The organism is Novosphingobium ginsenosidimutans (assembly GCF_007954425.1).
GTDB classification, from domain to species: domain Bacteria; phylum Pseudomonadota; class Alphaproteobacteria; order Sphingomonadales; family Sphingomonadaceae; genus Novosphingobium; species Novosphingobium ginsenosidimutans.
The window spans coordinates 923,170-944,662 of sequence record NZ_CP042345.1 but is presented as its reverse complement, the minus strand read 5'-3'; the positions used below and the strand labels follow the sequence as shown (position 1 = coordinate 944,662).

Annotated in this window: 21 protein-coding genes; 8 read left to right on the top strand and 13 right to left on the bottom strand. The window is 65.4% G+C overall.

The annotated features are described in order from the left end of the window. Nucleotides 1–11: 11 nt before the first annotated feature. The 7 genes from FRF71_RS04745 to FRF71_RS04715 form a co-directional block, all read right to left on the bottom strand. Nucleotides 12–914 carry a phytoene/squalene synthase family protein gene (locus FRF71_RS04745; protein WP_147091526.1) on the bottom strand — a complete coding sequence of 301 codons (903 nt, stop codon included), beginning with the start codon at nucleotides 912–914 and terminating at the stop codon, nucleotides 12–14. Nucleotides 915–964: 50 nt separating this feature from the next. After that, the gene (locus FRF71_RS04740) at nucleotides 965–1,546 is read right to left on the bottom strand and encodes an LOG family protein (protein WP_147089477.1); all 582 of its coding nucleotides are present in this window, start codon (nucleotides 1,544–1,546) and stop codon (nucleotides 965–967) included. Then, entirely contained in the window at nucleotides 1,543–3,066 is a 1,524-nt protein-coding gene (locus tag FRF71_RS04735; protein WP_147089476.1) for a phytoene desaturase, read from the bottom strand. The genes FRF71_RS04740 and FRF71_RS04735 overlap by 4 nt, the downstream gene beginning before the upstream one ends. A gap of 2 nt (nucleotides 3,067–3,068) precedes the next feature. Further along, complete coding sequence (gene crtY, locus FRF71_RS04730) at nucleotides 3,069–4,250, bottom strand: lycopene beta-cyclase CrtY (protein WP_147089475.1); 1,182 nt, start codon at nucleotides 4,248–4,250, stop codon at nucleotides 3,069–3,071. Between the two features lie 55 nt (nucleotides 4,251–4,305). Beyond that, entirely contained in the window at nucleotides 4,306–4,845 is a 540-nt protein-coding gene (gene ppa, locus FRF71_RS04725) for an inorganic diphosphatase (RefSeq protein ID WP_147089474.1), read from the bottom strand. Between the two features lie 65 nt (nucleotides 4,846–4,910). Continuing rightward, nucleotides 4,911–5,567, bottom strand: coding sequence for a DUF1345 domain-containing protein (locus FRF71_RS04720; RefSeq protein WP_147089473.1), 657 nt, complete (start codon nucleotides 5,565–5,567; stop codon nucleotides 4,911–4,913). 1 nt (nucleotide 5,568) lies between these two features. Next, nucleotides 5,569–7,542 carry a M61 family metallopeptidase gene (locus tag FRF71_RS04715; protein ID WP_147089472.1) on the bottom strand — a complete coding sequence of 658 codons (1,974 nt, stop codon included), beginning with the start codon at nucleotides 7,540–7,542 and terminating at the stop codon, nucleotides 5,569–5,571. 88 nt (nucleotides 7,543–7,630) lie between these two features. On the opposite strand from FRF71_RS04715, the gene hisS reads away from it, so the two are divergent. The 7 genes from hisS (at nucleotide 7,631) to FRF71_RS04680 (ending at nucleotide 15,482) form a co-directional block, all read left to right on the top strand. Then, nucleotides 7,631–8,869, top strand: a complete 1,239-nt coding sequence (gene hisS / locus FRF71_RS04710; protein ID WP_147089471.1) for a histidine--tRNA ligase — start codon at nucleotides 7,631–7,633, stop codon at nucleotides 8,867–8,869. A gap of 107 nt (nucleotides 8,870–8,976) precedes the next feature. Then, entirely contained in the window at nucleotides 8,977–10,041 is a 1,065-nt protein-coding gene (gene prfA / locus FRF71_RS04705; RefSeq protein ID WP_147089470.1) for a peptide chain release factor 1, read from the top strand. Then, complete coding sequence (gene prmC, locus FRF71_RS04700) at nucleotides 10,038–10,904, top strand: peptide chain release factor N(5)-glutamine methyltransferase (RefSeq protein ID WP_147089469.1); 867 nt, start codon at nucleotides 10,038–10,040, stop codon at nucleotides 10,902–10,904. Before prfA ends, prmC begins: the two co-directional genes overlap by 4 nt. 185 nt (nucleotides 10,905–11,089) lie before the next feature. Next, nucleotides 11,090–11,869 (top strand): DUF4167 domain-containing protein, encoded by a 780-nt coding sequence (locus FRF71_RS04695; protein ID WP_147089468.1) that lies wholly within the window; start codon nucleotides 11,090–11,092, stop codon nucleotides 11,867–11,869. A gap of 18 nt (nucleotides 11,870–11,887) precedes the next feature. Continuing rightward, nucleotides 11,888–13,447 (top strand): apolipoprotein N-acyltransferase, encoded by a 1,560-nt coding sequence (gene lnt / locus FRF71_RS04690; RefSeq protein WP_147089467.1) that lies wholly within the window; start codon nucleotides 11,888–11,890, stop codon nucleotides 13,445–13,447. Between the two features lie 37 nt (nucleotides 13,448–13,484). Next, nucleotides 13,485–14,690, top strand: a complete 1,206-nt coding sequence (gene metK / locus FRF71_RS04685; RefSeq protein WP_147089466.1) for a methionine adenosyltransferase — start codon at nucleotides 13,485–13,487, stop codon at nucleotides 14,688–14,690. 21 nt (nucleotides 14,691–14,711) lie between these two features. Then, on the top strand, nucleotides 14,712–15,482 hold the full coding sequence (locus FRF71_RS04680) for an alpha/beta fold hydrolase (protein ID WP_147089465.1): 771 nt from the start codon (nucleotides 14,712–14,714) through the stop codon (nucleotides 15,480–15,482). Here the strand turns inward: FRF71_RS04680 and FRF71_RS04675 are convergent. The 6 genes from FRF71_RS04675 to FRF71_RS04650 all read right to left on the bottom strand — a co-directional run bounded on the left by FRF71_RS04675 (nucleotide 15,457) and on the right by FRF71_RS04650 (nucleotide 20,290). Further along, nucleotides 15,457–16,140 carry a glutathione S-transferase family protein gene (locus FRF71_RS04675; RefSeq protein ID WP_147089464.1) on the bottom strand — a complete coding sequence of 228 codons (684 nt, stop codon included), beginning with the start codon at nucleotides 16,138–16,140 and terminating at the stop codon, nucleotides 15,457–15,459. The two genes, FRF71_RS04680 and FRF71_RS04675, sit on opposite strands and share 26 nt — an antisense overlap. Before the next feature lie 113 nt (nucleotides 16,141–16,253). Further along, a complete protein-coding gene (locus tag FRF71_RS04670; protein ID WP_147089463.1) occupies nucleotides 16,254–16,964 on the bottom strand; it encodes a ferritin-like domain-containing protein in 711 nt (236 codons plus the stop codon). Further along, nucleotides 16,965–18,098: an NAD(P)H-dependent flavin oxidoreductase gene (locus FRF71_RS04665; protein ID WP_147089462.1), complete on the bottom strand. Its 1,134-nt coding sequence runs from the start codon at nucleotides 18,096–18,098 to the stop codon at nucleotides 16,965–16,967. A 71-nt stretch (nucleotides 18,099–18,169) separates the two neighbouring features. After that, nucleotides 18,170–18,829, bottom strand: coding sequence for a CoA transferase subunit B (locus tag FRF71_RS04660; protein ID WP_147089461.1), 660 nt, complete (start codon nucleotides 18,827–18,829; stop codon nucleotides 18,170–18,172). Continuing rightward, on the bottom strand, nucleotides 18,829–19,536 hold the full coding sequence (locus FRF71_RS04655) for a CoA transferase subunit A (RefSeq protein WP_147089460.1): 708 nt from the start codon (nucleotides 19,534–19,536) through the stop codon (nucleotides 18,829–18,831). The genes FRF71_RS04660 and FRF71_RS04655 overlap by 1 nt, the downstream gene beginning before the upstream one ends. 97 nt (nucleotides 19,537–19,633) lie before the next feature. After that, a complete protein-coding gene (locus FRF71_RS04650; protein ID WP_147089459.1) occupies nucleotides 19,634–20,290 on the bottom strand; it encodes an HAD-IA family hydrolase in 657 nt (218 codons plus the stop codon). Nucleotides 20,291–20,426: 136 nt separating this feature from the next. Between FRF71_RS04650 and FRF71_RS04645 the strand changes: the two genes are divergently transcribed. Then, on the top strand, nucleotides 20,427–21,212 hold the full coding sequence (locus FRF71_RS04645; RefSeq protein WP_147089458.1) for a universal stress protein: 786 nt from the start codon (nucleotides 20,427–20,429) through the stop codon (nucleotides 21,210–21,212). Nucleotides 21,213–21,493 lie beyond the last annotated feature (281 nt).

Below are 21,493 nucleotides of genomic sequence, written 5' to 3'. Positions count from 1 at the left end.
ACGCGAAGCCCCTAGGCCGCGCGGGCGCGCTCTGCAAGCTGGCGGCGTCCGAGCAGCGGGCGCACGCTGGCGCGGGGCGGCGGGGTGGCGGCTTCCCAAAGGGCATGGGCGACATGCCACAGCTTGCGCGCGCCAGAGGTGTGGATGCGGTGATCCCAGGCATGTTCGCCGGCCGCATCGACCGCGCGGGCAATCTCGCCATAGATCCCCGCGGCCGCCAGCACGGCCCAGCGCTGGCGGAAACCAAGCCGCCCTGCGCCGATCCGGGCCGAGGCTTCGTAGGCCTTTTCCATCTCGCACATCCGGTGGGCCAGCGCCGCCAGCTGCCCGCGGTAATGTGGCTTCATCTGTTCGCCGGGGGGAATGTCAGCCTCGACCAGCCATTCGAGCGGCAGGTAGCAGCGGTCCGCCGCGTCATCCTCGTCCAGGTCGCGGGCAATATTGGCGAGCTGGAAGGCGAGGCCCAGGTCACAGGCACGGTCGAGCGTATCCTCATCATCCGGGGCAACGCCCATGACCACAGCCATCATCACCCCGACGGCGCCGGCGACATGGTAGCAGTATTGCAGCAGGTCGGCCTCTGTGCGCGGGCGCCAATCGGCGGCATCGAGCGCGAAGCCGGCGATCACGTCATCAGCCATCGCGGCGGTGATCCCGCATTCGCGCGCGACCAGGCCAAAGGCATCGAACGAGGGATCGCCGGCCGGTTCGCCGGCCAGGGCCTTGGCAGTCAGGTCATAGATCGTGGCAAGGCGCGCTTCGGCCCCGGCCTGTTCGCCCAGCGTGCCGCCGTGATCCTGGTTGTCGGCCAGGTCATCGCAGCGCCGGCACCAAGCATAGAGCAGCCAGACCCGCTCGCGGGTGGGCGCATCGAACAGGCGACTCGCCATGGCGAAGCTCTTCGAGCCGCGCATGATCGATTGGCGGGCATGGGCAAGAAGTTCGGCGCGGTCGGGCGCCGGGCTCACAGATCGCTCGTCTTCATCGCAAAGATCGGGGTGTGCGGCTCGTGCGCAGCCATGCGGGTCAGCAGCAGATCCAGCTCAGTCTCGGCCATGATGATCCCGGCGTGGGCCGGGCGGATGAAGCCGACCGCGATCATGTGGTGGTTGAAGGCCAGCAGCTGGTCATAGAAGCCGAAAGCGTTGAGCAGCCCGACCGGCTTGGTATGATAGCCCAGCTGAGCCCAGGACACCGCCTCCCACAGCTCGTCCATCGTGCCAACCCCGCCGGGGATGGTCAGGAAGCCATCGGACAGGTTGGTGAAGGCCAACTTGCGCTCGTGCATCCCGGAAACGACATGCAGCTCGGTGCAGCCGCGATGGGCCACCTCGGAATTAACGAGCGCTTCCGGGATCACGCCGATCACTTCGCCGCCGGCGGCCAGCGCGCTATCGGCCACCGCGCCCATCAGGCCCAGTTTGCCGCCGCCATAGACCACGCCGATGCCGCGTGTCGCCAGAGTCCGGCCGACTTCCTGCGCCAGCTGGATATAGCGCGGGTCTTCGGGCGTCGCCGAACCGCAATAGACCGCAAGCCGCTTCACCGCAGGTCCTCCACCATCAGCCGCGCGGTCGCCTTGGCGCTGCCGACCACGCCGGGGATGCCAGCGCCCGGATGAGTGCCGGCGCCGACCAGGTAGAAGTTCTTCACCTTGTCATCACGGTTGTGGCCGCGGAACCAGGCGCTCTGGGTCAGGATCGGCTCAAGGCTGAAGGCGCTGCCGAGATAGGCGTTGAGGTCCAGCGCGAAATCGCGCGGGGCATAGTGGAACTTGGTCACGATCCGGTCATGGATGTCAGGGATCAGGCGGCGGCCGACCTCATCCAGGATCCGCTTTTCCAGCACCGGGCCGACGGTCTCCCAGTCGATCGGCAGCTTGCCCTGGTTGGCCACCGGGATCAGCGCATAGAAGGTGCTCTTGCCCGGCGGCGCGACCGAGGGATCGGTGACCGAGGGATGATGGAGATAGATCGAGAAGTCCTGCGGCAGGACTCCGTGCTGATAGATATCGTCGAGCAGGCCTTTGTAGCGCGGCCCGAACAGGATCATGTGGTGCGGGATGCCCGGCCAGGTGCCTTCGAGGCCGAAGTGGACCACGAACAGGCCGGGGGAAAAGCGCTTGCGCGAGAGACTGCGCGCCATCTGCGGCCCGCGCGGGCTCTCGGATAGGAGGTCGCGGTAGGAATGCATGATGTCGGCATTGCTGGCGACCGCGTCGAATCGCTCGGTCCAGCCGCTCGAACACTCCACTTCGGTCACCTTGTTGCCCAGAGTGTGGACCTGGACCACCGGATCGTGCAGTCGCAGCGTGCCGCCCAGCCGCTCGAAATGCTTGACCATCCCGGCGATCAGCTGGTTGGTCCCGCCCTTTGACCACCAGACCCCGCCATCCTTTTCCAGCTTGTGGATCAGGGCATAGATCGCGCTGGTGGTCATCGGATTGCCGCCGACCAGCAGGGTATGGAAAGTCAGCGCCTCGCGCAGCTTCTCGCTCTTGATGAAGCTTGAAACCATCGAATAGACCGAGCGCCAGGCCTGATACTTGGCCAGCGCCGGGGCGGCCTTGATCATGCTGGCAAAGTCCAGGAAGGGCACGGTGCCGAGCTTGACATAGCCCTCCTCGAACACCCCGGCAGAGTATTGCAGGAATTCCTCGTAACCGGCGAGGTCGCCCGGAGCGACCCGGGCAATCTCGCGCGCGAGGCCGGCTTCGTCGTTCGAATAGTCGAAGTTGGTGCCATCGGGCCAGTTGAGCCGGTAGAACGGCATGACCGGCATCAGTGTGACGTCTTCGGCCATGTCATGGCCGGTCAGCGCCCACAGTTCCTGCAGGCACGGCGGGTCGGTGACAACGGTCGGTCCGGCATCGAAGGTGAAACCGTCCTTTTCCCAGAAATAGCCGCGCCCGCCGGGCTTGTCGCGGGCTTCGACCAGCACGGTCTCGATCCCGGCCGATTGCAGCCGGATCGCCAGGGCCAGGCCGCCGAAGCCGGCGCCGATCACGCAGGCGCGCTTGCCGGTTGGGACAGGGAGAGTGGGAGTGGCGGGGACTACAGTTGTCATCGTCATGTTCTTTCGGTCATCGGCGCGCCGGACGCAAGCAGCGCGCGTATCGCCCCCCGCACCGAAACGGGCGGCTTACCCACCAGCACCCGGGCCTTGTCGGCCAGGGTAGAGCGGGCGGCGTAGAAGCGTTCGATCGCCGGTTCGGGCAGGCGGTAGAAATGTTCGAAGATACGATAGCGCTGATCGGGCGCGCCGGCGCCGAACAGCATCGATCCCAGCATCCGGTAGAAGCCGGTGGTCGACCAGTGGCGGGCGGCCTCGCCCTCCAGCCGCGCGGCAAGCTGCTCACCCGGCAGATCAATTTCGCGCGCGATCAGGTGCGCGGTCTGCACGGCCTGGGGCAGGGTATAGCTGGTAAGCGGATGGACAAACCCGGCCCGCGCCCCGGCTCGGGCCACACCGGCAATGCGCAGGCTATCCTGCCAGGCGCGGAAATTGCCGCCGGTCACGACGGGCAAAACGCCGGTTTCGTGGCCCAACTGCTCGCCGCTCCAGCCGTGCTGCAGGCAATAGGCATCGATCCGGCGCTCCAGTGTGCTGCGATCCAGCACTGGGCTATCGGCGTAATAGGTGTCTTCAATGAACAGCTCGTCATGGGCCAATGGCAGGACATAGACGAAGCGATAGGCACCGTGCTGTGTCACCTGGGCATCCATGATCACCGGCCGGGTCAGCCCGTGCGGCTCGGACGTGCGCAAGTGACGGCCCATAAACACCTGCCAGCCGCCGGTCAGATGGCGGCTCGGCTCGAACCCGCGGCAGTCGATTACGATGCGCGCGGCGATTCGCTCGCCGTTCTTGAGCACAACGCCCTCGGCGCTGAGCGCGCTGACCGGGGCGTGGCAGCGGATCGATCCGGGCGCCAGCTCCTGTGCCAGGACTGCGGCGAAATCGGTCGATGCCAGCGAATGGTAGGACGAGGTCAGCGTGCGCGCATAGGCCGGAAAGCGGATATCGTAACCCTGGTCCCAGCGGGTAAGGTGCATCGTACCGAGCAGACTGGCGGCAGCGCTATCGAGATCGCTGGCGAACCACGACCAGCGATGGTTGCCACCAGGTGTCGGCCCGGCTTCCAGCAGCGCGATATCCAGCTCAGGCCGGGCCCGGCGCAGCGCAAGCGCGATCAGCCCGCCGGACAGGCCTCCTCCGGCAATTGCAATGTCGTGGCGGTTCTTGCGCATCCCGCGCGCTTGTAGCGGCGCAGGGGGACCGCGCAACCGGCCTTTGGCCTAGGCCCTAGGCGTACTTGGTGCCGACCGCGCGCTCGAGCGCTTCGACGATCAGCTGCTTGGCCTTGTCGACATCGCCCCAGCCCTTGATCTTGACCCACTTGCCGGGCTCCAGATCCTTGTAATGCTGGAAGAAGTGCTCGATCTGCTGGGTCACGATCGGCGGCAGGTCATCGTGGCCCGAAACTTCCCGATAATAGGGAAATGTCGAATCGAGCGGCACGCAGACCAGCTTCTCATCGCCGCCCTTGTCATCTTCCATCAGCAGCACGCCGACCGGGCGCGCCTTGATCACTGCGCCGGCCAGGATCGGCGAGCGGGCAATGACCAGGGCATCAAGCGGATCGCCGTCTTCGCCCAGCGTATGCGGGATAAAGCCGTAGTTGGCCGGATAGCGCATCGGCGTGTGCAGGATGCGATCAACAAACAGCGCGCCGCTGGCCTTGTCGAATTCATACTTCACGGGTTCGCCGCCGATCGGCACTTCGATCAGCACGTTGACTTCGTGGGGCGGATTGTCGCCGGCGGGGATGAGATCGATACGCATGGCCGCGCCCTTAGACGCGGCCTTGCTGCACTGCAACAGGGGCCAGCGCCGGAACGGGCGGAAAATCAGCCCAGCGCGTTGATGGTAAAGGCGATGACGCCGATGTTGAACACGAACGAGGCCAGACTTTGCACCAGCACCAATCGGCGGACCGCCGGCGCGGTGATCTGGACGTCCGAGGTCTGGAAGGTCATCCCCACGGTAAAGGCGAAATAGGCAAAATCGCTGTAATCGGGGTTGGGCGTGCCCGGAAACTCGATCCCGCCGCGATGATCGCCCTTCGCCTCGCTGCCGAAATAATAGCTATGGGCATAGTGCAAGGCGTAAACCGAATTGGCAAAGAGCCAGGCCAGTACCAGCGTGACCAGCAGCTTGCCCATCGCCAGCCCGTCACCCGCACTCGCCGCCGCCAATTCGCCCGAGATGGCGGCCATCACCACCAGCGCCAGCAGGGTGGAGACCACCACGATCAGCGTGCGATTAGCGTCATTCTCGTCAGCATGACGGCGCATTTCGGCCACGGGGAAGTGGCGCAGCAGCGGTAGGAGTGAAAGCAGGAAGACCGCGGCGGCCAGGTCAAACCCCATCGCCAGGGCATCTTGCCAGGGAGCGACCGGATTGAGCCAGGCCCACAGCCCTGCGCCCACCGGCAGCAGCAGGGCAAAGGCGATGAAGCGGGGCGGGGCCAGCCGATTGCCGAGGGTCTTGGCTGGCCCGGTCATGCTATTTGCCCTTTGGTTTCGCCTTGACAGCGACCTTCGGCTGCGGCCGCTTCGGCGTCAAGAGCAGGTCCAGCCCGGTCGGCGCGCTTCCCGGTGCAGCACGCTCCAGCCAGGGCCAGCGCAGCCCGCCCTGGTAGTCGATCTTGTAAGTGATGAAGCGGTCACCGCGCTTGGTCAGCAGTTCCAGCGGCGCGCCGGTCTTGGCAGCGGTAATCGCGCTCTTGAGCTCATCCTGGGTGTAGCCGATCCCGTTCACCGCCAGCACCGTCGCGCCCGAAACGATCCCGGCCTTGAAGGCGGGGCCATCCCACTGGGTCGCAGTAACCTTGGCATCCTTGTCGATCGTCAGGCCGATCGAATGGGTCAGGTTGAGCGTCTTGGCATCGGCCATCGCCGCCTTGAAGAAGGGGTTGGGTTCCTCCTTCCAGACCAGTTTGTAGCCGCCCAACTCGATGCCCTTCAGCGGGGCGGGCTGGCCGGGCGTGTTGATCCGCTGGTCGATCAGCTTGGCCCAGTCATAGGGATAGACCTGGTTCAGCTTGGCAATGATCTCATCGTTTTCGAATGCGATTTGCCCCCAGTCGCCATCGCGCATCCCGAAAAACAGCTTGGCAAAATCGTCGATCGACTTCTTGCCGCCGGTGCCCTGGCGAATGATCTGGTCGATCTCCAGCCAGATCAGCGCGCCTTCGGTGTAATAGTCCTCGCTGCGCGACAGGCTGGCAAAGGGCTTGGGCTTGCGCGCGGCGAAGACCGGATCGCTGCCCGTATCCTCGACCGAACGCCAGCGGCGGCCCGGTTGCTCGGCAAAGTTGCCGGCCCAGGTCGCCAGCATCCCCAGCACCGTGTCCTTGCCCTGGAGGCCAGAACGCGCGGCCAGGACCGTGCCCCAGAACTGGTCCTGCCCTTCATAGGTCCACAGCATGTCGCCCTGCATCGGCTGGCGATAGTCGGGGGTCCATAGCCGCGCCGGACGGCGGAACTTGCCCGACCAGGAGTGCGAGTATTCGTGGGGCAGCAGGTTGCGATCGAACTCGTACTTGTCCCACTCGGTAAAGGCCCCAGGCTCAAGCTGGTTCTCGCTCGAGCGGTGATGCTCCAGCCCGATGCCGCCCATCCGGTCGGTCAGGGCAAGGAGGAATTCGTAGCGATCGAAGTGGTTGGCACCAAAGGCCAGCCGTGCCTCGGTCACGAGATTGCGGTGCAGTTCGATCTGCTCCGGCTTGGCGGCGAGCTGCTCGGCCTTGTCGGCCACGACATTGAGCGTGACGTTTTGGCCGAGGTTCCACTTGGCAAAGTGCTTGCCGGCGAACAGCGGCGAATCGACCAGCACCTCGTAAGTGTGCTCACCCCAGGTCCAGCGATTGCCTTCGCGCTTCAGGCCATCGAGCGCACCGGCAACGGTCCAGCCGGCCGGCACGGTCACGCTGGGGCGAACCTTGATCTGGCGGACGTAATGCCCGGCGGGATAAAGGCTCATCTTCTCCCACTGCAGGTTGAGCATTTCCTGCGTCATGGTGATCCGGCCTTCGCTCGATTGCAGCGGGCTGGTGTGGATGAATTTGGCGACGACATCCTTGGCCCCGGCCGGGATCTCGACATGGAAGGCGTTGACCTCGATCGGATCACGCTTCCAGCGCAGCACCTGGCCACCGGAGGTAAATGTCACGTCGACCAGCTCGGCCAGCGGCCCGCGCGGGCCGTGGTTTCCAGGCAGCCACTGTGGGAACAGCAAGGTCAGGCGCTGGGTGCCTGGAGCGACCGGAATGGTCTGGGTGACCCGATAGACCCCGCGCAGCGTATCGGTCGCGTCGATGTCGAGCACCATCGTTCCGCCCGGATAGGGGACGTCGGCGGCATCGGGGACCTGCTGCGACAGCGGTACGGCCGTGGGGGCTGAATGGGTGGCGGACAGGGCCGGGGCGGCCAGCGCGAGCCCCAGCGTGGCGAGGAAGGGAAGTGTGCGACGCTTCATGGGCGCCGTCCTTGGCGGTGCGCGCGGGCGAGGGCAATCCTCAACCACGGCTTTTCGACGAAGCGCAAACAAGGTAGGGGCCAGCGCCATGAGCACCCCGAGCAAAATCCCACAGGCAATTCGCGGCACCCAGGACATCTTTGGCGCAGAGGCCGAGGCTTTTGCCCACGTGGTCGAAACCTTCGAGCGGATCCGCAAGCTCTACCGCTTCCGGCGGGTCGAAATGCCCGTGTTCGAGAAGACCGAAGTGTTCAGCCGCAGCATTGGCGAGACCACCGATGTCGTTTCCAAGGAAATGTACTCGTTCGAAGATCGCGGCGGGGATTCGCTGACCCTGCGGCCCGAATTCACCGCCGGCATCTGCCGCGCCTATCTGACCAATGGCTGGCAGCAATATGCGCCGGTCAAGCTGGCGACGCACGGCCCGCTGTTCCGCTACGAGCGCCCGCAGAAGGGCCGCTACCGCCAGTTTCACCAGCTCGACGCCGAGATCATCGGTGCGGGTGAGCCGCAGGCGGATGTCGAGCTGCTGGTTATGGCCGATCAATTGCTCAAGGAACTGGGCATCGCGGACGGCGTGACGCTGATGCTTAACACGCTGGGTGACGGCGCCAGCCGCGAGGCCTGGCGCGCCGCGCTGGTCGAATACTTCCGCGCGGTGAAGGGTGAACTGTCCGAAGATTCGCAAGACCGGCTGGAACGCAACCCGCTGCGCATCCTTGACAGCAAGGACCCGCGCGACAAGGCCTTCACCGAAGCCGCACCCAAGATCGACGATTTCCTGAGCGATGAAGCGCAGGACTTCTTCGCCAAGGTCACGAGCGGCCTCGACGCCGCCGGCGTCGCCTGGACCCGCGCCCCGGCGCTGGTCCGCGGCCTCGACTACTACCGCCACACCGCGTTCGAATTCGTCACCGACCGGCTTGGCGCGCAAGGCACCGTGTTGGGCGGCGGGCGCTATGACGGGCTGATGGAAAGCCTGGGCGGCGCGCATACCCCGGCGGTTGGCTGGGCGGCGGGGGTCGAGCGGCTGGCGATGCTGGTGGGGGATGCAGCGCCCGAAGTGCCGGAAGTGGCTCTAGTCCTCGAGCATGACGATTATCTCGACTTTGCCAACGCGTGCCTGGCCAACCTGCGCCGCGCCGGAGTGTCGGCTGACTTGGTCGCCTCCGGATCGCCAAAAAAGCGGTTCGACAAGGCTGCCAAGCTGGGCGCGCACCGCATTGCGACGATTTCGCAGCGCGATGGGGCGCGGTGGGTCAACGTTCGCGGTGGGAACACCGATGATGACCGTACAAGGTTGATCCACACGCTGCTCACCCTTTAGCAGTCACCCCGGACTTGTTCCGGGGCGGTGCTTCTCTTTTGGGCCGCGAGGAATAAAAGCACTGGCCCGGAACAAGTCCGGGCTGACCAGATGAGTTTATCAAGACTGTGCCCATACCAGACGCCCGTCTCCGCCAGATTTCCGCCCGCTTCGCCGAACTTGAGGCGCGGCTGGCTTCGGGCCAGCTGGAGGGCAAGGACTTCGTCGCTGCCAGCCGCGACTTTTCCGAGCTGGAACCGGTCGCAAAGCTGGCCGAGGAAGTCATGGCGATGCGCGCCGAGCTGGCCAGCCTGGCCGAGCTTGACGATCCCGAAATGCGCGAGCTGGCCGAAGAGGAAATCGAGCGCCTCAAAAGCGAGCTGCCCGAGGCCGAACATCGCCTGTCGATCGCCATGCTGCCACGCGATTCGGCCGACAGCCGCTCGGCCATGCTCGAAATACGCGCCGGAACCGGGGGCGACGAGGCGGCGCTGTTCGCAGGCGATCTCTACCGGATGTACGAGCGTTTCGCCGCCGAACAGGGCTGGCGGATCGAGCCGGTCAGCATGAGCCCGTCCGAAGTCGGCGGGTTCAAGGAAGTGGTGGCGCAGGTCACCGGTAATGGCGTCTTCGCCAAGCTGAAGTTCGAAAGCGGCGTGCACCGCGTTCAGCGCGTGCCGGTGACCGAAAGCGGCGGGCGGATCCACACCTCGGCCGCGACTGTCGCCGTCCTGCCCGAGCCGGACGAGGTTGACGTCCAGATCGAGGACAAGGACCTCAAGATCGATGTCTACCGCGCCTCAGGCGCCGGCGGGCAGCACGTCAACACCACCGATTCCGCCGTGCGCATCACCCACCTGCCGACCAATACGGTGGTGACCTGCCAGGACGGCCGCAGCCAGCACAAGAACAAGGAAAAGGCGATGCAGGTGCTGCGCGCCCGCCTGTTCGAGGCCCAGCGTGACGCCGTACAGGGCGAGGAAGCCGCCGCGCGCAAGGCGATGGTCGGATCGGGCGACCGCTCCGAACGAATCCGCACCTACAACTTCCCGCAAGGCCGGGTCACCGACCACCGCATCAACCTGACGCTGCACCGCCTGCCCGAAGTGCTTGAAGGGCCGGGTCTCACCGAACTGGTCGATGCGCTGATTGCTGAGGACCAGGCCAAGCGGCTGGCGGCGCTGGGCGAGTGACCGCCGCGCGCACCGTTGCCGAAGCAATCCGCGCTGCGACTGAACTGCTAGGTTCGCGCACCGATTCGGCCCGGCTTGATGCCGAGCTGCTGATGGCCGAAGCGCTAGGCGTGCGCCGCTCCGACCTGTTCCTGCGCCATATGCGCGAGCCCGAACCGGCAGGCTTTGCCGAACTGGTCGCGCGCCGTGCAGCGCATGAGCCGGTTGCCTATATTCGCGGCCACCAGGAGTTTTTCGGCCTGCCCTTCATGGTTACGCGCGACGTGCTGATCCCGCGCGGGGATAGTGAAACGCTGGTCGAAGCGGCACTGGCGGCGGTGCCGCAAGCAGCGCGGGTGCTCGATTGCGGGACCGGTTCAGGAGCGCTGCTGTTGGCCGTGCTCAACGAACTGCCACAGGCCCGCGGGATCGGGATCGACCGGTCCGAGCCGGCCGTCGCGGTGGCGCGGGCCAATGCCACCCGGCTGGGGCTGGGCGAACGCGCCCGGATGATTCGCGCCGACTGGCACGAGCCAGGGTGGAGCGACAACCTGGGCGGGCCCTTTGACCTGATCCTGGCCAATCCGCCCTATGTTGAGGAAGATGCCGCGCTCGATCCGACCGTGCGCGATCACGAGCCTGCTGGTGCCCTGTTTGCAGGACCGGACGGGCTCGACGACTATCGCGTTTTGGTGCCCCAGCTCCCGCCCTTGCTGGGCGAACAAGGGGTTGCCCTGGTCGAGATCGGGTCCACTCAGACCGATGCCGTGACGGCAATCGGTGCGGCGGCTGGGCTTTCTGCACTGTTGCATAAAGACCTCGGCGAGCGTCCGCGCGTGCTGGAATTCAAGAAAGCGCTTGGCTTTGGTGGGCCGAGCGCGTAAGTCTGGATGCAGGCCGAGGCTGGTACGCGAACAGGCGTCCCCACGGTTCACTCCAGCATTTGCACCGATTCTGGCCCTGACCGGCTGGTTTAAACAGCAGATGTCGGGCCCCGGCGCGCGATGGTTGCCACCGGGGGTTACGGGTCGCGCGGCCCCACAGCCGCTGAAGCAGGGAATTGAAACCCTTGAACAACAATAACCGTGGTAACAACAATCGTCGGCGCGGCCGTGGCAATCGTCAGGGCGGTGGTGGTGGCGGTCAGCAGCTCAACCGGATCGACAGCCGGGCCCGGGGCAATGCGCCGCAGCTGCTCGAAAAGTATCGCAAGCTCGCCCAGGACGCCCACATGAACGGCGACCGCGTGCAGGCCGAATATTACCTGCAGTTCGCCGACCACTATTTCCGCGTCATTGCCGACCAGCGCCAGCGCCAGGAAGAGCAGCGCCGCCCGCGCGACGAGCGTTGGCAGGAAGGCGCCGAGGGCGAGCGCGAGGAGCAGGACGACGCCGGCGATTTCAGCGCCGACAGCGATTTCCCGAGCTTCGACCAGCCGGTCTACACTCGCCGCGAACGCGAGGATCGCCCGCGCCGCGAAGAGCGCGAGGAAGAAGCGCCGCGCAGCGACGAGGATGGCGGCGAAGAACGCTCAGCCGGCAATCCCTACGAGCCGGCCGAAAATCCATTCGTACGCGGCGGCCGTGAGGACCGTGGTGAACGAAGCGAACGCGGAAATCGCGGTCTGCGTCCGCGCCGCGATGACCGTCGTCCGCGCCGTGAAGAGCGCGATGGCGATGGCGAAGCGGCGGGCCTCGACCCGTCGCTGCTGCCCCCGGCCATCGGCACCCGCGAGGAAGCACCCGCAGCTGACGAAGCTCCGGAGGCGGAAGCGAAGCCGCGCCGCAAGCCGCTGCGCCGCAAGCCGGCGACCGACGGGGCCGACGAAACGCTCGAATCCGCGAAGTAATTGAGCACAGGTTCTAGCTTGCACCGCTGGCTGGACCTTGTTCTGAAACACCCGCGCAAGACCGTGCTGGTCTTGGGGGCGCTGGCCGCGACCGGCTTTGCGCCGCTGGGCTGGTGGCCGCTGACGCTGCTGGCTGTGGCCGCGCTGATCGAGTTTACGGTCCGCGCATCTTCCTTTCGCCAGGCGGCGCTGCTCGGCTGGTGCTTCGGTGTCGGTCACTTCACCCTTGGCAACAACTGGATCGCGACTGCCTTTACCTACCAGGCCAATATGCCCGCCTGGCTCGGCTGGGTCGCCGTGGTGCTGCTGTCGCTCTATCTCGCGGTCTATCCGGCCCTCGCGGCGGCAGCGGCATGGCTGATCGGCCGGCGCAACTACGGCGCGCTCGTGGCTGCCTTTGCCGGTTGCTGGATCGTTAGTGAGTGGCTGCGGAGTTGGGTGTTCACGGGCTTTGCCTGGAACCCGCTGGGGGCCGTGGCGCTGGGCGGTTTTGCGCGTCCCGGTTTGGCCGCCGTGTTGCCTTGGCTGGGAACCTATGGCCTGTCTGGTCTCATCGCGCTGCTGGCAGGAGCCTGGCTAGTTGCCGTAAAGCGAGGCCAGCGCGATTGGCGCGGTGCCGCGCTGGTGCTGTTGCCGGTCGGTCTGATGCTGCTGCCGGCGCCTGTACCAAGCCCTGTGAGCAGTGGCCGCGCCTATACCCTGGTCCAGCCGGATATCCGGCAGGAGATCCTCAACGATCCGGCTTGGTTCGAAGCGCAGTACCAACGCCTTGCAGCGCTCTCGAAGGGACAGGGTGAGCGGCTCGTCCTTTGGCCGGAGAGCGGCGTGCCGGACTATCTGCGCGATGGTTATCCGGAGCGGTATTACCTCGATACCTACGGAGCCGATCCTGCCCTTGCGCGGCGGCGCCTGGGAATGGCAATCGGTCCAGAAGCCCTGCTGCTGACTGGCACCGTCGATCTAGAAATTGACCGCGACCGCGCGATCGGGGCGCGCAATTCCGTCACCGCACTGGATGGCAGCGGCACGATCCGCGGGTCCTACGCAAAAGCTCATCTTGTTCCTTACGGTGAATATCTCGCGCTGCGCTGGCTGCTTGAACCGCTGGGCGTGGAGCGGCTCGTGCCGGGCGGGATCGACTTCTGGCCCGGACCGGGGCCGCGAACGCTGGACCTCGGGCGCTTCGGCAAGGCTGGCGTGCAGATCTGCTATGAGATCATCTTTTCTGGCCAGGTGGTCGATCCGGATCGCCGTCCGGACTTTCTGTTCAACCCCTCAAACGACGGCTGGTTCGGTGCCTGGGGCCCGCCGCAGCACCTTGCCCAGGCGCGCCTGCGCGCGATCGAAGAGGGGCTGCCGGTGCTGCGCTCCACCACCACTGGGATCTCCGCGGTAATCGATGGTCACGGCGTGGTTCGCCAGCACGTGCCGCGGCTGGTGCCGGGGCGGCTTGATGGACAGATCCCGCCAGCGCTCGCGCCGACGCTGTTTTCACGCTTGGGCAATGTTTTGCCGCTTCTCTGGGCGATAGCTCTTCTTGCCGCAGGAATGGTTGCCAGTCGCCGCCGCAACGGCTAGAGGAAGGATATAAAGAATCCTTTATATCGAGGACGTGATGCGCACCGATTACCTGTTCACTTCCGAAAGCGTTTCCGAAGGTCACCCGGACAAGGTGGCTGACCAAATCTCGGATTCGATCGTCGACCTGTTCCTGTCGAAGGACCCCGAAGCGCGCATCGCCTGCGAAACGCTGACCACCACCCAGCTGGTGGTCCTGGCCGGCGAAATCCGCTGCAAGGGCGTTTACGAGGACGGCGAATGGGCCCCCGGCGCTAAGGAAGAGATCGAGGCGACTGTTCGCAAGACCGTCAAGGACATCGGCTACGCCCAGTCCGGCTTCCACTGGGAGCGGTTCGAATTCATCAACCGCCTGCACGGCCAGTCGGCGCACATCGCCCAGGGCGTGGATGCCAATGCCAACAAGGACGAAGGCGCCGGCGACCAGGGCATCATGTTCGGCTACGCGACCGACGAAACCCCCGATCTGATGCCGGCGACGCTTTATTACAGCCACAAGATCCTGGAAAAGATGGCTGCCGATCGCCACTCGGGCGCGGCCCCGTTTCTGGAACCCGATGCTAAGAGCCAGGTCACGCTGCGCTATGAAGGCAGCCTGCCGGTTGCCGCCACCGCCGTGGTGGTCAGCACCCAGCACGCCCCCGGCTATGACGAGGGCGAAAAGGAAGCCGAACTCCACGCCTATGTGAAGCGCGTCGTCGCCGAAGTCATCCCGCCGGTACTGCTGCGCGAGACTGAATACTTCATCAACCCGACCGGCAGCTTTGAGATCGGCGGCCCCGATGGCGATGCCGGTCTGACTGGCCGCAAGATCATCGTCGACACCTATGGCGGCGCGGCCCCGCACGGCGGCGGCGCCTTCTCGGGCAAGGACCCGACCAAGGTTGACCGTTCGGCCGCCTATATCAGCCGCTACCTCGCCAAGAACGTTGTTGCCGCGGGCCTTGCCACGCGCTGCACGATCCAGTTGGCCTATGCGATCGGTGTGTCGAAACCGCTCTCGCTCTACGTCGATACGCATGAGACCGGGACGGTTGGCGACGACAAGATCGAAGCTGCGATCCTTGGCCTGCCCAAGCTGGGCGGCCTGACCCCGCGCGCGATCCGCACCCACCTTGGCCTCAACAAGCCGATCTACAAGCCGACCGCCGCCTATGGCCACTTCGGCCGCAAGGCTGAGGGTGACTTCTTCCCGTGGGAGCGCACCGACCTGGTTGACGACCTCAAGGCCGCGCTGGGCTGAGCCTAAGCAGGGGCGCGGGCGATGACCCGTCGCACCGTCTATCTCCACGGGCTGCCCGGCTCGGCAGCGGAATTGTCGCTGGCGGGACCACACAGCGCGTGGCTTGATGCCGACCTGGTCCTAGCGCCCAATCGCAACGCCAATGCAGATGGCTGGGCCGCCCTGGCGCGGCAGATCGCCCAATGGGCCGGCAATGATCCGGTCGATCTGGTCGGCTTCTCGCTGGGCGGTGCGGCTGCCCTGCGGCTCGCTCCGCTGCTGGGCGAACAGGTTGCGCGGATCGACCTGATTGCACCGGCCGCGCCGTTATCGTTGGGGGAATTCCTGCCCGATATGGCCGGCGGCGCGCTGTTTGGCACGGCCCGCGATCGGCCCGGGCTCTTCGCGCTGGTGTGCCGGGTTCAGGCGCTGGCTGCCCGGCTGGCCCCGGCGCTGCTGGTCAAGGCGCTGCTGGCCGATACCCGCGGCGGCGACGCCGCGCTGGCCCGCGATCCGGCATTCCGCGCCCTGCTTGCTGCGATCCTGCGCCAGACCTTCGCGGCCGGCGGTTCGGCCTATCGCGCCGAGATCGCCGACTATGTGAGCGACTGGGGGCGCGCGCTCGATCAGGTGACCCGGCCCGTCACGATCTGGCAGGGGGATCAGGACAATTGGGTGCCACCGCCAATGGCCCGCGCACTGGCGGCGCGGCTGCCGGCAGGGGCGCAGCTCGAGCTGCTGCCCGGCCTGTCGCACTACTCCGCGCTGCAGTGGTACCTCGGCCAGTTCAGCCCCGGCGATAGTCGGCCGTAATCACCCCGGCGGCGGCAAGCTCCGCCTCGTGCATTTCCTCGCGCCAGTGTTCGGCCAGGGCCTGGGCTTCCCAATCGAGCATGGCCGGATGGGCCAGGACATGATCGACCCAGGCCTGCCCCTTGCCAACATTCAGCCCGTAAGTGCGGATGCGGTAGGCGACCGGGGCGAAGAAGGCGTCCACGGCGGTGAATTCCGTGCCTGCCAGCCACGGCCCGCCGAACCGTTCCAGCCCCTGCTCGAAGATCTCGCGCACGCGCGTGACATTGCGCTTCAGCCCTTCGCTCATCGGCTTGGGCGTGACCCGCACGCCGACGTTCATGGTGCAATCATTGCGCAGGTGGCCAAAGCCGCCGTGCATCTCGCAGACGGCGCCCATGGCATAGATCCGCGCCTCGGGATCGCTCGGCCAAACGCCCTCATGCCGATCCGCGAGGTAGAGCGTGATGCCGAGCGAATCCGGCACCTTGCGTTCGCCATCGATCAGCAGCGGCACCTGCCCGGTGGGGGAGAACTGACGGAAATCCTCGTAATTGTCGGGCTTGGTGAAGGGTTCGAACCGATCAGCGAAGGGAATATCCAGCGCCTTCATCAGCAGCCAGGGGCGCAGGCTCCAGCTGGAATAGTTCCGGTTGGCGGTGATCAGGGTGTAGCTCATGCGTCGCTACCTAACCCGCACGCCGCACACCACACAACCCCGTCATCCCAGGCTTGACCCGGGGACCCGCTATTTGGGGAAGCGCTGGGCTTCGAAGGAAGCTCGACCCCGGATCAAGTCCGGGGTGACGGCAGTAGGGCAGCTCGTTCCAGCGAGGGCGATGGAGCGGCCGAAGTCTCCCCTTCATCCGGCCAGCGCACCATCCGCGCCCGGCCGGTGTCGAGAAACAGCGCCGGCAGCTTGTAGAGCATCAGCACCTTGTGGATGCACCAGTCAGCCATCCGTTCGTTCCAGCGGGCGGTGGCGCGGCTCTGGCGTTCGAGCCAGTGCTGATAGGGCAGGAAATGGTCGGGCTCGTCGCGGTGCACGATCTCAAAGATCTTCTTCATCACCGGGTCCGACATGATCAACCGGTTCTTCAGGATGACTTCGACCTGCCGAAATCCGCGTTGTTCGGTCAGCATGATGACCCGGCACAGGCGTTCAAACTCCTGCGGCTGGGTCACGATGCGGTGGGTGTCGAGGTCCTCGATTCCGCAGCGGAAGATCCATTGGATAAACCGGTCGATGTGGCCGACGCCAGAATCGACCTCCAGGGGCATCCGCCCCTGCCGCTCGAACCAGCGGCGGAACATCAGGTAATGCGCGCGCTCGTCGGCACGGTGCTTGGCGATTTCGGCCTGGAACGCAGGCTCCTCCGGGCACCGTTCACGCACCGCCTCGAGCACGCGGTCTAGCGAGGTGTAGCCGCGATGCTCGTTATAGAGGTAGATCGACGCCAGGACGTCGAGATAGCGCTCCCGAAAGGTCTGGCGCAGGCCCATCTACCCCAGCATGCCGTTGAGCTCGCCGATCGCCTCGACGAACTCCTCGCGGAAGTCCTGGACCACGCCCTTGGCGCTGCGGATCTGGTCGATCAGACCCACGCCCTGGCCGACGAAGTAGCTGACCAGATCGCGCGCCGCCTCGTTGCCGTTGACCACCGACTTCTCGATCCGCTGGAAAGCCGGTTCGGAAACCATGCCCATCAGCGGCATCGGCAGCGGGCCAGGTCCATCGGGAGCGTCCCAGGCTTCGTGCCAGGCAGTCTTGAGCTGGCGGGCGGGTTTGCCGGTGCGGCTGCGGCTGCGCACGGTATCGCGGCTGCGCGCGGCGACCATCTTGTCGCGGAAGGCCTCGCTGGTCTCGCTCTCGGTCGTCGCCAGCCAGACCGAGCCGGTCCAGGCGCCCTGCGCGCCGGCCGCCATCATCCCGGCCATTTGTGCGCCGGTCATGATCCCGCCAGCCGCCAACACGGGGATGTCATAGCCGGCACCCTTCAGCGCGCGGACCACTTCGGGGATCAACACCAGGGTCGAAACCTCGCCGCAATGGCCGCCGGCTTCGGTGCCCTGGGCAACGATGATATCCACCCCTGCAGCGGCCTGACGCAGTGCGTGCTCCTTGGCGCCGACGAGTGCCGCCACGGGCACGCCGCGCTTCTTGCCTTCCTCGATCATCTTCGGCGGGGCGATGCCCAGCGCATTGGCAATCAGCTTGATCGGGTGGCGGAAGGCGACTTCCATCTGGGCATAGCCGTTCTCTGGGGTGATCCCGGCGCGGCCCTCGTAACGGACCACTTCCTGCGGAGAGACATCAACTCCGTACTGGCCAAGTAGTTCCACCGTAAACTGCCGATGCTGTTCGGAAATGGCGGCGGCACGCTGCTCATTATCCTGGAATTCGGCCACGCGCGGATCGACGATCTCGGGCACCAGCACGTCCACGCCATAGGGTGCGCCATCGATATGCGCATCGATCCAGGCCAGCTCTTCCTCAAGCTGTTCGGGCGTGAAGCGGGTCGCGCCCAGCACACCGAACCCGCCAGCCTTGCTGACTGCCACTACCACATCACGGCAGTGGCTAAAGGCAAACAGCGGAAATTCGCACCCGGTGAGGCGGCAGACGGCATTGTTCATGATTCTCTCCCTCGTCGGGAGCGATCATTACGCGCCGGACGGTCCCTCGCAATACCTGCTTAATCGAACGATTAAGGCTCGTAATGCGCGGTCGTCTTGGCCGCTACTTCCTCGGCCGTCACGCCCGGGGCCAGTTCGATCAGCTTGAACGGTGACTGGTGATCCGGCCGCTGGAAGACGCACAGGTCGGTAATGACCATGTCCACCACGTTGCGGCCAGTCAGCGGCAGGGTGCATTCGGGGATGAATTTGGGGCTGCCATCCTTGGCGCAGTGTTCCATCACGACGATGATCTTCTTGACCCCGGCGACCAGGTCCATCGCCCCGCCCATGCCTTTGATCATCTTACCGGGCACCATCCAATTGGCGATGTCACCCTGCTGGGAGACCTCCATTCCGCCCAGCACGGTCAGGTCGATCTTGCCGCCGCGGATCATCGCGAAGGACTGGGCGCTATCGAAATAGGCCGAATGCGGCAGCTCGCTGATCGTCTGCTTGCCGGCGTTGATCAGGTCGGCGTCAACCTCGTCGTCGGTCGGGAAGGGGCCGATGCCCAGCATCCCGTTTTCCGATTGTAGTGTCACCGTGATCCCGGCGGGCACATGGTTCGCCACCAGCGTCGGGATGCCGATGCCAAGGTTCACATAGAAACCGTCGCGCAGCTCCTGCGCGGCGCGGGCGGCCATCTGGTCGCGGCTCCAACCCTGAGCCAATCCATCATGCTTGGTCATCAGCCGACATCCGTGGTGCGAGTGGTGCGGAATTCGATCTTTTTGTCGTAGGGGCTGCCAACGATCAGCCGCTGGACATAAACGCCCGGCAGGTGGATCGCATCGGCGTCCAGCTCGCCGGGCTGGACGATCTCTTCCACCTCGACCACGCAGACACGTCCGCAAGTGGCGGCCGGGACGTTGAAGTTGCGCGCGGTCTTGCGGAACACGACGTTGCCGGTGGTGTCAGCCTTCCACGCCTTGACCAGGGCGAGGTCGGCCACGATCCCGCGCTCGAGGATGTACTCCTCGCCATCGAACACCTTGGCTTCCTTGCCCTCGGCCACCAGCGTGCCGACACCGGTCTTGGTGTAAAAGCCGGGAATGCCTGCCCCGCCGGCGCGCATCCGCTCGGCCAGGGTACCCTGCGGGCAGAACTCGACCTCCAGCTCGCCCGACAGGTACTGGCGTTCGAATTCCTTGTTCTCACCCACGTAGCTGGAGACCATCTTCTTCACCTGCCGCGTGCGCAGCAGTTTGCCGATCCCTTCGTTGTCGATCCCGGCGTTGTTCGAATAGAAGGTCAGTCCGGTAACACCGCTGTCGCGCACGGCATCGAGCAGCCGCTCCGGAATGCCGCACAGGCCAAAGCCGCCGCAGGCAATGTGGAGGTCGTTATTCAGCAGCCCGTCAAGCGCAGCCGCCGCATCAGGATAAAGCTTGTTCATTCCCGCTCCCCGCTGGAAAAAGCGCGTTGCCGCTACGGCCAATGGGCGACTGGCGCAATTGCAAGCCGCGCCGTTACGGTTGCGTGGAATGCACCGGTCAGCCGACCAGGTCCAGCCCCAGCAGCGCGCTGAGATCGGCCAGGGCTTGTTCGCCGCTGACAACCTTGATCGCGGCCATGCCGAGCTGCGCCGCCGGCTTGCAGTTGATCCCCAGGTCATCGAGGTAGACGCAGACTTCCGGACCCAGTCCCAGGTGCTCGCACATCATCTGGTAGATCCGCGGATCGGGCTTGCGCACCCCGGCCTTGGAGCTTTCGATCACGTGTTCGAACCGGGCAAAGACCTGCTCGTAGGCATCGGAACGGTCGCCGCTGCGGGCCATGCCGGCACCGTGACCGGTCGGAACGTTGTTGGTGATGCAGGCCAGACGGTAACCGGCGTCCTTCAGCCGGTCGAGCGCGGTGACCATCGCCGGGCGGATCGAGCCAGAGAGGACCGCCAGGACCGAGGCCCCGTCCAGCTCATGCCCGGCCGCCTTGGCTTCGGCGGCGAACTTCTCATTGAACTCGGCCGCGCTGATCGCGGCGCGCTCGAACAGGGCCCAGGCGTTGCTGTCCGGATTGACGGCGTTGACGGTGCGGACGAAATCGCGCGGCAGGCCGCGTTCCGATTCAAGCCGGTTGAAGGCTTCGAACGGGCTGGCGGTGATCACGCCGCCAAAATCAAAGATCACGGCTTCGAAACTGCCTGCCATTTTCGCACTTTCCCTCATCCTCGGACCGCTTCGCAGTGGCCGAACCGGGCGCGCGGCGCAAGTATCGCGATTTGACCGGGATCATGGACGCTCCCCCGCGCGAGGCGTAACCTCTGCGCATGAAAGGAGAGGGGTTATGCGCTCAATTCTTGTTCAAGGTGGCCGCGATGCCGGGATGGGCGCGCGGCTGGATACCGCGATGGACCTTGCCCGGGCCCACGATGGGCATGTCACGGTGCTGGTCGATACGCCGGTCGACAAATATGTGACGGTAGATCCCTACGGCGGCGCGATCCTGGCCCGGGAGGCGCTAGAGACCGCATTGAAGGAGGACGATGCCTTGGCTGCAGCCTTTGGCGACCGGCTGGCGCGCGACGATGTGCCTTTCGATGTTGCCCAGTCCGAGTTGCCGCAGATTGATGCCTTGGCCCGTTGCAGCGAGCTGGCAGACCTGGTGGTAGTATCGCGCAGCAGTGGCCTGGCGGGAGACCTGGCGCTCAATGCCTCCTGCCCGGTCCTGGCCCTGCCCGACGACGTTTCGCTGAAGCTGCCGCTTGATCGGGTTTGCATTGCCCTGGATGGCGGAACCGAAGCAGCTCGTGCCCTGAAGGCTGCCGTACCGCTACTGGCCGGAGCGAGCGATGTGCGCGTGCTGACCGTTGCAGTTGAAAAGCCGCAGGGCCTCCCGCCGACTGACGCGCTGCGCTATCTTGCGCGGCATGGGATCAAGGCCGAACTTACGGAACTGGTCTGCGGCAATTCGGTGGAAGAGACGCTCGCCAGCGAAGTACAGCGCATCGAGGCGCAACTGGTAGTGATGGGGGCTTACAGCCACAGCCGCCTGCGCGAATTCCTGTTCGGCGGCGTAACGCGGTTCTTCCTCGATGAGTTGACGGCGCCGCCCTTGCTGATCACCCATTAATGGTGCGGCGCAGCATTAAAGCCCAGTCTGCCGGCCAGCTGCAACCCATCACTTGTGCCAGGGTGTGCTGAACTGCAAGCAATTCCGGGCGCTTGCTGCTAACTGAACGTGTGTTGCAAATTACGCAACGTGCAGTGCCCTTTTCGCACTTGCACAAAATGCGGCACTGCACCATTTAGAACCTGCCTTTCAGGCATCCTCTCCCAAAACTTCCAAAGGCCCGGTCGGCAACGACCGGGCCTCTCTTTTTGTCCAGTCTGGCCGGCTCGAACATCGGCTCG